The sequence below is a fragment of the Corynebacterium sp. HMSC072A04 genome (genome assembly GCF_001809235.1).
Taxonomy (GTDB): domain Bacteria; phylum Actinomycetota; class Actinomycetes; order Mycobacteriales; family Mycobacteriaceae; genus Corynebacterium; species Corynebacterium hiratae.
The window spans coordinates 1-13,180 of sequence record NZ_KV796755.1 but is presented as its reverse complement, the minus strand read 5'-3'; the positions used below and the strand labels follow the sequence as shown (position 1 = coordinate 13,180).

The 13,180-nt window shown below is 60.5% G+C and carries 15 protein-coding genes; 8 read left to right on the top strand and 7 right to left on the bottom strand.

Annotated elements, in window-relative coordinates:
• A partial coding sequence (locus HMPREF2565_RS03740) for an HNH endonuclease signature motif containing protein (protein WP_141745882.1) occupies positions 1-466 on the top strand: 466 nt, incomplete at its 5' end.
• Positions 467-692: 226 nt separating this feature from the next.
• On the opposite strand, the gene gatA is transcribed toward HMPREF2565_RS03740, so the two are convergent.
• Both gatA and gatC read right to left on the bottom strand, forming a co-directional pair.
• Positions 693-2,177, bottom strand: coding sequence for an Asp-tRNA(Asn)/Glu-tRNA(Gln) amidotransferase subunit GatA (gene gatA / locus HMPREF2565_RS03735; RefSeq protein ID WP_070754930.1), 1,485 nt, complete (start codon positions 2,175-2,177; stop codon positions 693-695).
• A gap of 2 nt (positions 2,178-2,179) precedes the next feature.
• A complete protein-coding gene (gene gatC / locus HMPREF2565_RS03730; protein ID WP_046649343.1) occupies positions 2,180-2,482 on the bottom strand; it encodes an Asp-tRNA(Asn)/Glu-tRNA(Gln) amidotransferase subunit GatC in 303 nt (100 codons plus the stop codon).
• A gap of 210 nt (positions 2,483-2,692) precedes the next feature.
• On the opposite strand from gatC, the gene HMPREF2565_RS03725 reads away from it, so the two are divergent.
• Positions 2,693-3,352, top strand: a complete 660-nt coding sequence (locus HMPREF2565_RS03725; protein WP_046649342.1) for an ACT domain-containing protein — start codon at positions 2,693-2,695, stop codon at positions 3,350-3,352.
• On the opposite strand, the gene HMPREF2565_RS03720 is transcribed toward HMPREF2565_RS03725, so the two are convergent.
• From HMPREF2565_RS03720 to ligA, 3 genes are read right to left on the bottom strand one after another with little or no spacing between them, the layout of a single operon-like run.
• Positions 3,345-4,103 carry an HAD family hydrolase gene (locus HMPREF2565_RS03720; RefSeq protein ID WP_070511618.1) on the bottom strand — a complete coding sequence of 253 codons (759 nt, stop codon included), beginning with the start codon at positions 4,101-4,103 and terminating at the stop codon, positions 3,345-3,347. The genes HMPREF2565_RS03725 and HMPREF2565_RS03720 overlap by 8 nt on opposite strands.
• The gene (locus HMPREF2565_RS03715; RefSeq protein ID WP_070511617.1) at positions 4,100-4,870 is read right to left on the bottom strand and encodes an HAD family hydrolase; all 771 of its coding nucleotides are present in this window, start codon (positions 4,868-4,870) and stop codon (positions 4,100-4,102) included. The genes HMPREF2565_RS03720 and HMPREF2565_RS03715 overlap by 4 nt, the downstream gene beginning before the upstream one ends.
• Positions 4,867-6,891, bottom strand: a complete 2,025-nt coding sequence (ligA, locus tag HMPREF2565_RS03710; protein ID WP_070511612.1) for an NAD-dependent DNA ligase LigA — start codon at positions 6,889-6,891, stop codon at positions 4,867-4,869. Before ligA ends, HMPREF2565_RS03715 begins: the two co-directional genes overlap by 4 nt.
• Before the next feature lie 127 nt (positions 6,892-7,018).
• Between ligA and HMPREF2565_RS03705 the strand changes: the two genes are divergently transcribed.
• The 6 genes from HMPREF2565_RS03705 (at position 7,019) to HMPREF2565_RS03680 (ending at position 11,034) form a co-directional block, all read left to right on the top strand.
• Complete coding sequence (locus HMPREF2565_RS03705) at positions 7,019-7,690, top strand: 3'-5' exonuclease (protein WP_049157228.1); 672 nt, start codon at positions 7,019-7,021, stop codon at positions 7,688-7,690.
• A 62-nt stretch (positions 7,691-7,752) separates the two neighbouring features.
• Complete coding sequence (locus HMPREF2565_RS03700) at positions 7,753-8,265, top strand: ArsR/SmtB family transcription factor (RefSeq protein ID WP_049157229.1); 513 nt, start codon at positions 7,753-7,755, stop codon at positions 8,263-8,265.
• On the top strand, positions 8,265-9,263 hold the full coding sequence (locus HMPREF2565_RS03695; RefSeq protein ID WP_070754929.1) for a serine hydrolase domain-containing protein: 999 nt from the start codon (positions 8,265-8,267) through the stop codon (positions 9,261-9,263). The genes HMPREF2565_RS03700 and HMPREF2565_RS03695 overlap by 1 nt, the downstream gene beginning before the upstream one ends.
• A gap of 9 nt (positions 9,264-9,272) precedes the next feature.
• Positions 9,273-9,536, top strand: coding sequence for a hypothetical protein (locus tag HMPREF2565_RS03690; protein ID WP_070681093.1), 264 nt, complete (start codon positions 9,273-9,275; stop codon positions 9,534-9,536).
• A gap of 21 nt (positions 9,537-9,557) precedes the next feature.
• Positions 9,558-9,821: a hypothetical protein gene (locus tag HMPREF2565_RS03685; protein WP_049157232.1), complete on the top strand. Its 264-nt coding sequence runs from the start codon at positions 9,558-9,560 to the stop codon at positions 9,819-9,821.
• An 82-nt stretch (positions 9,822-9,903) separates the two neighbouring features.
• Positions 9,904-11,034 carry an ATP-binding protein gene (locus HMPREF2565_RS03680; protein WP_046649331.1) on the top strand — a complete coding sequence of 377 codons (1,131 nt, stop codon included), beginning with the start codon at positions 9,904-9,906 and terminating at the stop codon, positions 11,032-11,034.
• A 22-nt stretch (positions 11,035-11,056) separates the two neighbouring features.
• Here HMPREF2565_RS03680 and HMPREF2565_RS03675 read toward each other — a convergent pair whose 3' ends face one another.
• Together HMPREF2565_RS03675 and HMPREF2565_RS03670 are read right to left on the bottom strand one after the other, a co-directional pair.
• The gene (locus HMPREF2565_RS03675) at positions 11,057-12,013 is read right to left on the bottom strand and encodes a DUF1963 domain-containing protein (RefSeq protein WP_046649330.1); all 957 of its coding nucleotides are present in this window, start codon (positions 12,011-12,013) and stop codon (positions 11,057-11,059) included.
• A 129-nt stretch (positions 12,014-12,142) separates the two neighbouring features.
• A complete protein-coding gene (locus tag HMPREF2565_RS03670) occupies positions 12,143-13,051 on the bottom strand; it encodes a uroporphyrinogen decarboxylase/cobalamine-independent methonine synthase family protein (RefSeq protein ID WP_046649329.1) in 909 nt (302 codons plus the stop codon).
• Positions 13,052-13,180 lie beyond the last annotated feature (129 nt).

Below are 13,180 nucleotides of genomic sequence, written 5' to 3'. Positions count from 1 at the left end.
CATGCGCAAACATGTCGAAGGCCGTGACGGGACCTGCCGGGTCGGCGGGTGCGGCAAACCAGCTTTCCTTAGCCAGTTGGATCATCGGCATAACTGGGCTGAAGGCGGGCCGACCCACCCGAAGAACCTGGCGTGTTTATGCCAGGGTCATCACAATATGAAAACCGATGGCAGCCTCAAATACCTGCTGGACCCCTACAGCGGGGATGTCATCTGCCTGTTTGAAGACGGTACTTGGACTATCACCGAAGCCGACGGGCCGCTAGCACCAAAACAGAAACGGTGGGCACAAACAGTAGCCCAACACATCACCGCCACCAGAAAACGCGTACGCGAGGAAGCCCAACACTTAAAACAAGAACTCGACGACTACGCACAACAACAAGCCAAAGCCAAAGCCGAAGCCGAAGCCAAGGATGAGAGCAAGACCAACGCTGATGCCGGCACCGACGACATCCCCTTCTAAACCCCGTCGTTCCAGACGACGAAGAACTCAGACACACTCCGCGGAGGCTGAACCCAGACTCGTCGTTTCAAACGACGAAACCCGACCAAGGAAACCGAAAGGAAAAGAGAAAGACTACGAACCAACGAACCCACACCGTCGAATAAAACGACGAAGGCCGGCGGCCTCCCACGTCAGTGAAAGACCCCGGCTCATGCGCACTACGGGCTGGCCCGAAGTGTGTCTACTACTTGCGCCCTGCTTCGTAGGCGGCGCCGACCTTGTACAGGCGGTCATCCTTAAATGCCGGTGCCATGATCTGCAGGCCGGTGGGCAAGTTGGTGTCGGATGCCATTCCGGAAGGAACGGACATGCCGCACACGCCGGCGAGGTTCAGCGGCAGGGTGCACAGGTCGAAGTTGTACATCTCCATCGGGTCCTCAACCTTCTCGCCCAGCTTGAAGGCTGTGGTCGGGGTGGTCGGGGAAACGAGGACATCGACCTGCTCGAAGGCACGCTCAAAGTCCTGTGCAATGAGGGTGCGAACACGCTGCGCCTGGAGGTAGTAGGCGTCGTAGTAGCCGACGGACAGGGCGTAGGTACCCAGCATGATGCGGCGCTTGACCTCGGGGCCGAAGCCAGCCGCGCGGGACAGGGACATGACCTCTTCCGCAGAGTGGGTTCCATCATCACCCACGCGCAGGCCGTAGCGCATGCCGTCGAAGCGGGCCAGGTTGGAGGAGACCTCACACGGCATGATGAGGTAGTAGGCAGCGAGAGCGTCATCGAAGTGCGGGCAGTCGACCTCAACGATCTCTGCGCCCTGAGACTTCAGCTGCTCAACGGCTGCATGGTACGCCTCCATCACGCCCGGCTGCCAGCCATCGCGCTCGAATTGCTTGATCAGGCCAACCTTGACGCCGGACAGATCGCCGTTAGCGCCCTCCTTGGCAGCGGCGACTACCGGCGCGACCGGCTTGTCCACGGAGGTGGCGTCGAAGGAGTCGTGGCCGGCAATGATTTCGTGCAGCAGTGCGGTATCCAGGACCGTGCGGGCGGTCGGACCAGCCTGGTCCAGGGAGCTTGCAGCGGCGATGAGGCCGTAGCGAGACACCGTGCCATAGGTCGGCTTTACGCCCACGGTGTTCGTCAGAGCGGCCGGCTGGCGAATAGAGCCACCGGTGTCGGTACCGATACCCAGCGGAGCCTGACCAGAAGCAAGGGCTGCCGCGGTACCACCACCGGAGCCACCCGGGGTGCGCTCGGTGTCATAGGGGTTGTGGGCCGGACCGTAGGCGGAGTTCTCGTTGGAGGAGCCCATCGCGAACTCATCGAGGTTCGTCTTGCCCAGGATCGGGATACCGGCCTCGCGCAGCTTGGTCACCAGCGTGGCGTCATAGGGTGAGACCCAACCTTCCAGCATCTTGGAGGCGGCGGTTGTGGGGGCGTCGGTAGTCACCAGCAGGTCCTTGAGCGCCAGCGGCACGCCAGCCAGGGCAGAGGCTGGTTCTTCGCCGGCGTCGAGGGACTTATCGACGGCGTCGGCAGCCGCCAGCGCTTCCTCAGCACCAACGTGCAGGAAGGCGTTGAGTTCACCATCGGTCTCCGCGATTCGGTCCAGGAAGGCCTGAGTTACTTCGCGGGAGGTGAGCTCGCGGGAGTGAATCTTCTCAGCCAGCTCGGCGGCGGTCAGTGCGGTAATGCCCTCGGTGGGCGTAATGAATTGTGCCATTCTTATTCGTCTCCTCCACCCAGAATCTGCGGAACCATGAAGCGGTCATCCTCGGTCGCGGGCGCCTGATCCAGAGCCTGCTCAGCGGTGAGGGTGCGCACGATGACATCCTCACGCATCGGGGCGTTAACGGAGTGCGGGTGCGACATCGGCTCCACACCTTCAGCCTCGACCTTGCCAACCGCGGACACCGAGTCCACGATCTCGTCGATCTGCGCGGCGAACTGTTTTAGTTCTTCCTCGCTCAGGGCCAATCGCGACAGCTTTGCCAGGTGCGCGACCTCGTCACGCGAAATATCAGACACGCGAACTCCATCCTTTTATTCATTGAGACGGTTGATAGCTAAGCACCCATGGTACTGCACGGCTGGTGCCACGCCACCACCACTCCTCCCCCTACACACCACTGAAGCTATTGAATAGTATTCGATACGTTGGGTACCATCGATCAAGTTGTACAAACTATTCGCATCAGCGATTTCCCTACCTAGTCATCTTCCCCCAGAAAGAACGATATGTCGTATCTCGTCCGTGTCCTACTCCCTGACACTCCCGGCAGCCTTGGCCTCCTCGCCAACGCGATGGGCAGCATCGAGGCCGATATTCGTTCCGTGGATATCGTGGAGAATTTCCCGGACGGCACGGTCATGGATGACATCGTCCTCGATCTCCCCCAGTCCACCATGGCTGATGAGATCATCACCGCTGCACAGACCGTGGAGGGCGTAGAAGTTGACTCCATCCGCCCCTTCAGTGGACGCGTTGACCGCCGTGGGCAGATCCACGTGCTGGCTAAGGTGGCTTCGCAACGCAACGTCACCGCCGCGATGAAGGAGGTGTGTGCAGCAATCCCGAAGGCGCTGACCTCCAATTGGGCCATCGTCATTGCTAATGACGACAAGATCAGCCGCATTGCTGCCTCCGACGCCGCGCCTGCCGACGACGGCTCGATCCCCACCGACCTCAACATCACCTCGGCGCGCGTGCTCAATCCGGAGAAGGACACGTGGATTCCTGAGTCGTGGACGCTGATCGAATCCGCGCTGGCTGCCGCTCCCCTCGTGGGCACGAAGTATGTCGTCGTCATGGGCCGCGTCGGCGGACCGGACTACCTTGCCTCCGAGGTCGAGCACTTGGGTGACTTGGGCGCTATCTTGGGCGCCTTCCTCACCTAGTTAGCAATGCGTTGAGTCCCGCGGCGACGTCAGGAACCACGTGGTCCACCTCGTCGGTAATCTGCGTTCCCGGGAACGTGAAGGACTCGGTGGCGATGGAGTGCATCGAGAGATCGTTAAAGCTATCGCCGAAGGTGTAGAGTTCAGCTCCTTCGTGACCGAGGTGGCCAAGCAACCGCGTCAAGCCCTCGCCCTTGTTGTGCCCGGGCGGCATGATGTCGTAAAAGTCGCAGTTGAACGAGGACTCGACTGCACAATTCGCGCGGACCCACTCGTCGACCTCGCGGCGCAGCTCAGCGTTGCCTGGAATCCACAGGGACATGAGAACGGTGCTGCGCTTGGCGACGTCCCCCGGATCCATCACTTCCGTATTCGCCACCATCGAGGATTCCCGGCCAGCCAGCCCATCCCACACCACCTGGTCTGCTCCAGACAAGCCTGTGAGGTAGATATTCAACGGCAGCCCAGTGAAACGGTCGATGACGGCTTGGACGATATCACTGGGCAGGTGCTCCTCGTGGAGGATGGAGTAATCGCCGTCCGTGATGACGGTGCCGTTGTAGAGCACGTGGTAATCCAGCTCCACGCCGAATGGCTCAAGGGTGTTGCGTGCATTGGCGATGGACTTGCCCGTCGCGGAGATGGCGAGGTTGCCAGCGGCCCGCCACGCAGCGATGGCTTCCTTTACGGCCTCAGTTATGTCTTCGTTGACGTAAACGGTTCCATCCATGTCCAAAGCCGCAATCTTCATGCCCCGTAGTGTATTAGACCTTTCACGGCCGAGTCCACCACCGCGGTGCACGCCTCCTGGATGTCGGGTTGCGCCCAGGGGAAGGTCAGGGAGACGTCGGCAAGCGCGTGCATAGGCAGGTCATTGTGACCATCACCTAAGGTGATGAGCTCAATCTCGGAACGCTCGCGGCTAAGATGTTCAAGCAGCCAAGTCAAGGCGAAGCCCTTGTTGTGGCCGGGCGGCGTGATATCGAAGAAGTTTCGGTTCATCGCGGTGCCGACGGGAAAGCGGTCCGTCACCCACTGCGCAATCTCTTTCTGTAGCTCTGGGTTACCCGGCGTCCAGGCGGCGACGAGGGGGAAGACTTCTTTTTCGATGTGCTCGGGTGAAACTGGAACGGGCTCGCTGATGATGGGATTGTGCACGCCCTCCACGTTGCGCACGAGGTGGCCGTCGGGGCCTTCCAAGCGCGTGCAATACAGGTCGAGCTTCGGGATATCACGAACCCGCTCATACACAGCGCGGACTACTTCGGGCGGCACGTGGCTTTCATAGAGCAACTCATAGTCGCCATCCATAATGACGGTGCCGTTGCACAGCAGGAAGTAATCGAACTCGACGCCGAAAGGCTCAAGCGCACGCCGCGCCGAGTGCGGCGACTTACCCGTGGCCACGACGGCGAGGTTGCCTGCAGCGCGCCACTGCGCAATGGCCTCTGGGACTTCCTCAGGCATATACCCATCGAAGTAGATGGTGCCGTCGAGGTCGAAGGCGGCTAGCTTCATGCCTCGCCCGTTTCCAGCAGACGGGTGAAGCCCTCTTCATCCAGGATGGTCAGCCCCAGATCGCGGGCCTTCTGTTCCTTGGATCCGGCATTCTCTCCGACCACGACGTAGTTCGTCTTCTTAGACACCGAACCGGATGCCTTTCCGCCGCGGGTGATAATGGCCTCCTTGGCCGAATCACGAGTGAAGTTCTCCAAGGTACCGGTCACCACCACGGTGATGCCTTCAAGGGTCTGCGCCGGCTTATCGCTGGCTTCCTCCTCCATGGTGACCCCGGCGGCGGTCCACTTCTGCACGATGTTGTCGTGCCAATCCACCTCGAACCACTGCTTGAAGGATTCCGCGATGATGGTGCCCACACCATCGGTATCCGCCAGCTCCTCGACCGATGCTGCGCGCAGCACTTCCATGGAGCCAAAGCGGGTGGCTAGTGCACGTGCCGCAATGGGGCCGACGTGGCGGATCGACAGCGCGACGAGCACCCTCCAGAATTCAGCCTGGCGGGCCGTCTTGAGGTTCTCCAGCAGCTTCTTACCCGAAGCATTGAGCGCGCCCTTCTGCGTGGTGTAGACCGAGGATTTGAGGAGTGCTTGTTCATCGAGATCGAAGAGGTCCGCCTCATCCTTGAGCACTCCGGAGGAAATCAGATCCGCGGCAGCCTTCTCCCCCAGCTCGCCAATGTCGAGCGCCTTGCGGGAGGCCAGGTATTCCAGGCGTGCCGCCAGCTGGGCCGGGCAGCTACGAGTGTTCGGGCAGCGCCAGTCCTGGTCGCCTTCCTTCTGCGGAGCCAGCTTCGTACCACAGGCAGGGCAATTCTCCGGAAAGACCCATTCAGTCTCGCTGCCATCGCGCTTGTCCAGAACGGGGCCGAGGACCTCAGGGATGATCTCTCCGGCCTTGCGGATGATGATGGTATCCCCGATGAGGACATTCTTGTTCTTGACCTCGAATTGGTTGTGCAGGGTGGCCATGGAAACGGTCGAGCCGGAGACGAAGACCGGCTCCATGATGGCGAAAGGCGTCACGCGCCCGGTACGTCCCACACCGACCTCGATGTTGAGCAGCTTGGTGGTGACCTCCTCCGGCGGGTATTTATAGGCAATAGCCCAGCGCGGCGCGCGCGAAGTCGCGCCCAAGGCGCGCTGGCTGGCCAGGTCATCGACCTTGATGACAAGCCCGTCCATTTCAAAGTAGGCGTCGTGGCGGTGCTCCTCCCAGTACGTGACCCGCTCTTGTACCTCCTTGGCTGTGGTGACCCGCTGGGTATAGGGAGACACCGGAAATCCCCAAGCCTCTAGGGCCTTGTAAGCATCGTGCTGCGAGGTGGGCTGGAATCCCTCGCGCGCGCCAATGCCGTGACAGACCATGTGGAGCCGACGCTTCTTGACGTCCTCTGGGTCCTTCATGCGCAGCCCGCCCGCCGCCGCATTACGGGGATTGGCAAAGGTGGGCTTGCCGTCTTCGCGGCGCGCGGAGTTGATCTCCTCAAACTCATCCGGGCGCATGTACACCTCGCCGCGGACCTCGACCAGGGAGGGAACCGGATACTCTTTGGTACCCGTCAGCTCGTGCGGGATATCGGGGATAACGCGTGCATTGGCGGTGATGTCCTCGCCCACACGACCATCACCGCGTGTGGCGGCCGTAGCGAGCTTGCCATCGCGGTAGACCAAATCAATGGACAGGCCATCAATCTTGAGCTCGGTCAGATAAGCCTCGGCCGGCGTGCGGTCCAGCCAGTCCTGCAGCTCATCCGTACTGAAGACATTGTCCAAGCTGTACAGGCGTTCCAGGTGCTCGATATCCACAGCGCCTTCGGGGGCTGCGCCCACCTGCTGGGTAGGCGAATCCGGGGTCTGCAGCTCCGGGTGCTCCGCCTCAAGCGCCAGCAAGCGCTGGAAGAGCGCGTCAAAGTCCGCATCCGGGATTGACGGCTCACCGTTGTAGTACAACTCACGGTGCTTGCGCACTTCCTGGGCAAGCTCGGACCATTCGCGTTGGATATCTACTGCATCACTCACGAGTCACTAGTGTAGCGGGGCTACCGGACATGCCTATGACCTGCGGATGGTCATTCTGCAAGAGTTCGTCCGTCATTCTGCAGCACTTCCACAGTGCGTGTCCGAGCCGGGCGCTAGAGTGTTGTCCATGAACTTCGACGCCACCCGCATGCTCTCCTTCGACCTCGAAACCACCTCCGTGAAGCCCAAAGAAGCCCGCATCGTCACCTCTGCCCTGGTGCGTATCGACGGGCGCGAAGTAGACAAGCGGGAAATGCTCGCCGACCCCGGCGTGGAGATCCCCGAGGAAGCCGCCAAGATTCACGGCATCACTACTGAGAAAGCCCGCGCGGAAGGTCGCCCCCACGAGGAGGTGCTCAAGGAGACGGTCGATTCCATCTATCAGGCCTGGGACGAGGGGCTCACGCTCATCGTCTACAACGCCGCCTACGATCTCTCCGTCTTGCGCGCGCTGACCGGGGACTTCACGGTCAACGGTCCGGTGTTCGATCCTTTCGTCATCGACCGCGTTAAGGACAAGTGGCGCAAGGGCAAGCGCACCTTGGAGGAGGTCTCCGCCCACTACGGCGTGGAGTTGAGCAACGCGCATGAGGCGACTGCCGACGCCCTCGCTGCCGCCCGCGTGGCCTGGAAACAGGTGCGCCAGCACTTCCCCGAGCTAGCACAGATGGATACCAACGAGCTCATGGAGTACCAGGCCGTCGAGTGGTACAAGGACCGCGAATCCTTCAAGAAGTACCTGGAAGGCCGCGGGCGGGACGCCTCGGATGTGTCCACCGCGTGGCCGATGATTTCTTAACTCCCACCCCCTCACCCAAATAGCACTTGCCAGTTTTCTAGAGTTCTGGAATTCTAGAAACCATGGAAACGACAGTCGAAGCACGCCTCGCCGAACTCGAAGCGCGCGTCGCCGCGCTTGAGGGGCGCACCACGCCCACCGACGCCGGCCCCGCATCCACCGCGGAAGAAGGCTCGGCCTACTGGCTGGTCGACGCCCTCGCACCCAACGAGCAGCTTCCCGACGGCTCCATCATCTTTGGCGGCAACATAAACGTCGGCAAGCGCACTTATGCCTATCAATGGCAGCGCCCCACGAACTTCGTCACCGACGAGGATTGGGCAGAAAACCTCGAGCGCCTATCCGCTCTTGCCCATCCAGTCCGCGGCGAAATCCTGCGCCGCCTGCTCGCCGCACCCGCGACAGCCGCAGAGCTTGTCGAAGAAGACATCGTCTCCTCTACCGGCACCGCCTACCACCACTTGAGCGCGCTGACCCATGCCGGCTGGACCACGAAGTCTGGCGGCGAGTATTCCATCCGCCCCGCCCGAGTTATCCCCCTTCTCACCATCATCACCGCGAGCGAGGACCACTAATGCGTAGAATGTCCCTAGCCGTCATCGCTGCCATTGCCGTTGCAGCCATCCTGCTCATCACAGGGCCGCAAAGGATTACCCTGGCAAAAGACAAAACTGGTGACGAAGCCTTAGCTGCCCAGTTGAAAGAGCACTCAGAGTCCGGCTTCCACAACCTCACTGCCTTTACCCTCCAGGACGGCAAGGTCACCTTTGCGGGACTGGGCAGCGACGAGCACACGGAGGTCGAAATCGGCTCCGTGACCAAGATGTTCACTGGCGAACTGGCCCACCAGCTCGTCGAAGAGGAAAAACTGAGAACTGACACCACTGTGGGCGAGGTCCTCAATGTTGGCGATGCGCCCGTCGCTGACGTCACCGTCCAAGAATTGCTCGACCACACCTCTGGCCTACCGCGACTGGCGAGCGCGAGCCTCCTCAGCAATCTCGCCTCGGGTGTCACCGGCTCGAACCCCTATGAAGGCGAGACCGTAGAGGACATCGTGGCTGCCGCCACGGAGGCCGAACTAAAAGACCGCGGTAAAGAATCCTATTCAAACCTTGGCTATGGGCTCCTGGGCCACATGCTCGAGACCGTTGACGGGCAACCTTATGAACAGATGCTCAAAGAACGCATCTTCGAGCCAGTTGGCATGACAGAGACCTATCTCATGACGCCGGGCTCAGTACCTGACGACGCTCCACGCGGCCTAACCCCCACCGGCCGCCACGCTGAGCCGTGGGAGATGGAAGGCTCCGCACCCGCGGGAGCCATCCGCTCCACGGCAAGTGACATGGCCAAGTTCGCCGAGTGGTTCATGGACAACGGCGATACCGACTACGGCTGGCAGCCTCCCAGCGAAAACAATGCTGGGTACTGGCACAACGGCGGTACATACGGTTACTCGACGATGCTCATCATCGAACCAGAGACCAAACGCGCTGCCTTCGCCAACAACGATTCCCTCGCCGGTACCGAAGACCTCGCCCAAGCTCTATTCGACGAGCTCGGATCCTAAGGAGACACCGTGTTACTCACCATCAGCATGATCGTTATCATCGCCTCCCTTCTATGGTCCGCATGGAAGGCATTCACCACCCCAGGGAAGACAGTCTCGCGCGTTGTTTCCGTAGCAATCACTGCCTTCGTCATCGTGCTCATCGGATATACCTTGCCCTGGAATGCGGACCTCCACTTCTTCTGGTGGTATGGCCTCGTCGCCGCATGTGCTGTGTACGCCGGTGCGGTGGCCTGGCGGGCTATGGATTCGAAGCCCGCAAGCACAATCTAAGTCCTCCCGTAGACTGACGTTATGACTGCTCCCGCTTACCGCACGGTCCATATCCACGACGTCAATCCCTCCGTAATTGCCACCCTTCAGAAGCGCGCTGACGCCGCTGAAGTTTCCTTGGAAAACTACCTGCGCGATCTCCTGACGACCACAGCTTCACGCCCTGAATTTTCGCCGCGTCCCAGCGTCCAGGAAAAGCTCGCGGAGCTCACCCAGCGTGACCCTATAGCTATAAACGGCGATTTTGACATCGTCGGCGCCATTCGGGCGGGGCGGGACGCCTAATTCCACCTGGGGGACGAAAGTCTCCCAAATCTCCGCTTTTAGAAAAGTCTCCCAAATCTCCCAATGCCCTAGGATTGAGACTATGTCCCCACATGAGAACCCATTCCGCCCCACCTTCGGCGTTCCACCACTCTTTTGGGTTGGGCGCACGGCAGTGCTCGACACCTTCCGGGCTGCACTCGACTCCCAGCCGGGCAGCCCGGGCCGCTCGCTCATCATCAGCGGTGCCCGCGGTATCGGTAAGACGGTTTTGCTCAATGAGCTCGAAGATATCGCTTCTAGCCGCGGGTGGATTACCCTGCGGGCCTCGGGACGCAGCTCCTTGGTGGAGGAACTCGTGGACACCACCATCCCGCGCATCATAGACAAGCTTGCCCCGGCGGATAAGAGCAAGGTCAACCGCGTCGGTATTGGCGGCCTGGCAACCATCGGCATCCAGCACAACACCGAGGAAGCCTATAAACCGACGTTGAACACCCGCCTGCGCGAGCTTTTAGGCCTGCTCAAAGGCACTGGCGTACTGCTCACCATCGATGAAGTGCAGGACGCAGACGCCGAGGACCTCACCTCCCTGGCCGTGACCTACCAAGACTTGGTGCGCGATGAGCTCGATGTCGCTATTGTCGCCGCGGGCCTTCCGCAGGGAGTCAACCGCCTGCTGGACCTGCCGGGTGTGACCTTCCTGCGCCGCGCGCAGAAGTTCGTTCTGGGGCCGCTCTCCCCCGCGAACGCCAAGGTGGCCTTCACAGAAACCGCGGCGCAGTCCGGACTCGAATTCACCGAGGATGCGGTTGCGGCTGCGGTGCGGCTGTCCCGAGGCTACCCCTACATGGTGCAGCTGGTGGGCTCATTGGCCTGGGGAAAGGCGCAGCGCGAGGGTGGAAGCCGCATCGAGGAGGGTGACGTCGCGGCAGTGTCAGCCGAGGCGATCTCGGTTCTCGGCGCCCAGGTCCACCAGCCCGCTACCCTGGCGCTTCCGCCAGCGCAGCGCCTCTTCCTCGAAGCGATGAGCGCGGTTATGGAGAACGGCACGGCGGAAATCAAGAACATCGCCGCTCACCAGGACCGGACGGTGCGCTCACTGTCGGCCACGCGCCAAAGGCTTATCGACGCCGACCTGATCGAGCCCACCGCACACGGCCAACTCCAGTTCGTCATCCCTTATATGGAGGCCTACTTCACCGCGACGGACAGCCTGGGGAGGATTGATTAAAAGGGAAATTGGGGAAGCAAAACTAGCCGCAATCCCAGTAAAAGACAGCACCATCGGCCCTGCCAGTGTTTTCGGAGCGGTACACGACAGCCTCGCCAGCCTGCATTTTCTTCAATGCGTCCGGGTGCAGAAATACGTGGGCCACACCGAGGTCACCCCACATGGCCTCGAAAGGAAGCTCTTCTTCTTCCAGATATGTGGAATCGATTTCTAGGAAGTGAACGTACCCTTCAGGCTGCGTAGGGTCTTGTGCGAAGGCTGGGAAACCGCCAAGCATAATGTCGCTTTGGTTTCTGGCTGCGGCTCGCAACTCAACCAGCTCGTCAAAGTAATCAAACTCTTCAAGAAAGTCATCGCCTTTTCTAGACTTCAAAGCCTCGTACACTGCATAGTCGGTGGGAGGGACCATTGCCACTGCACTAGACAAGGAGATCGGAGAGTTCATAACCTCCCCAAGATCCTTGCTAAACGGGGAACAAAAATCCTCGTGCTTTTCATCGAAGGCAGCAGGCTCCGCGGTATGAGGTCCAGGAAAGCTGTGGTTGCCAAAGCCTTCCGCAGGCTCAGGGATATAGCGAATTTCCATGCCATCGCCAGGCGAATCCGAATCGAAACCGCCGAAGAACGGATCAGCACCGACGAAGAGTTGAAAAATTCCTGACTCCGGAATCAATCCGTCGAGAGTTGCTTCGCTTTCCGACGCCCCCTCCGCACGCACATGACAGACAATATCGGCAAAATTTAGCTGAATGATATGGAGTAATGGCTGACCGTTCTTTGAAATGGGCCATGTCGAACCTTCCGGAAGATACGGTCTACCTCCGAAGTACGAGCCATGTTCGGTGGGAGTGCCGTTGGAGTAGGGAAGGACGACGCCTGGCTTGGCAAGTTGGATTAGGTCATCGGCATCTTCGGAGACGAGCTCTCCGGACTCGATCATCGAACGTAACGCTTTAACCTGTGCTGTGAACTCTGGCATGGCAGGTGGTTCTTTCTCTAGGACAACGAGGGATTTAATCAGTGATTATCCTTCAAAAGAAAGCATGCTGCAATAGATATCTAGCCTGTTCTGGTTCATATTCGAGGCCTAGGTCAGGTGAAAGCTCAATTAGAGATCCCCAGCATCGCGGGTGAGAATGCCGGCGGTCTCGTTAACCGAGCGCAGAGAACGAGCGGAAGCCTTGACGGGATAGACGTCGAAACGGTCGACGAGGAGCTCGCGCGGCATGCCGATGCGGTCGAGATGCCGGGCCAGCGCAATGGCCTCCGCGCGGGCATCGGAACCTTCAAGGCCCAGACCAATGCGGTGGCCCGCGTTGAGGTGCTCGCCCAAGCCGTCCAGGTGGCGCGGGGTCTCCAGACCACGGAAATCCGTGAGGAAGGTCGTGGCTGCGGGCGCGACTGACCACAGCGGCGGGGCGTGCAGGTAGTCGGCCTCGAAGACAAGGAGCTGCTCAAGAGCTACCTCATCTGGGACCGCCGGAATGGTATCGAAGTCGGTGGTGCCGGGGATTCGGCCGGCGATAACGTCTGCGAGGAGTGGTTCGTCGAGTTGGACGACGACCTCCCCGTGGAAACGGCGCGCAACATCCGCGGCGTGAGCGCGGAGGCCATAGAGAAGTGACTCCGCGAGTTCGCTAAAGGCGCCGCGGTCGGTGAGGACACGGTGGCCGTCGGAAAGCTCAATGCTCGCCGCAAGCGACCAGGGACCGAGCGCTTGCACCTTAATACGGGGCACGGTTTCGCCCCAGACTTCCTGGACCTCGTCGATATCGCGCTCCAAGCGGTCCCACGTACGCCGGGTCAGCAGCTGCGGGCGCGCTGTCATGCGCCACGAGCGCGGGCCGCGGTCGATGGAGATAGCCTCCAGCATGCTGGCCGTGCGGCCCACCGCATCCGACCCCAACCCGCGCTCGGGAAGTTGCGGGATGGCAGGGAGCTCGGTCTCCCCCATGATGATGTCCGCGGCCTCTGCGATGGAGGTACCGGGCATGGGGCCAAGGGCGAATCCCGTCATCTGTTCTCCTTCCCGAATGTTTTTCTTTTAAAACCGAATCAAAGACTACTGCGACATCTATAATGCAATTCACAAACCACTAAGTCGCAGATAGTAAAGGGGCCCTTCCGGTTTTAGAGTGCGTTGATT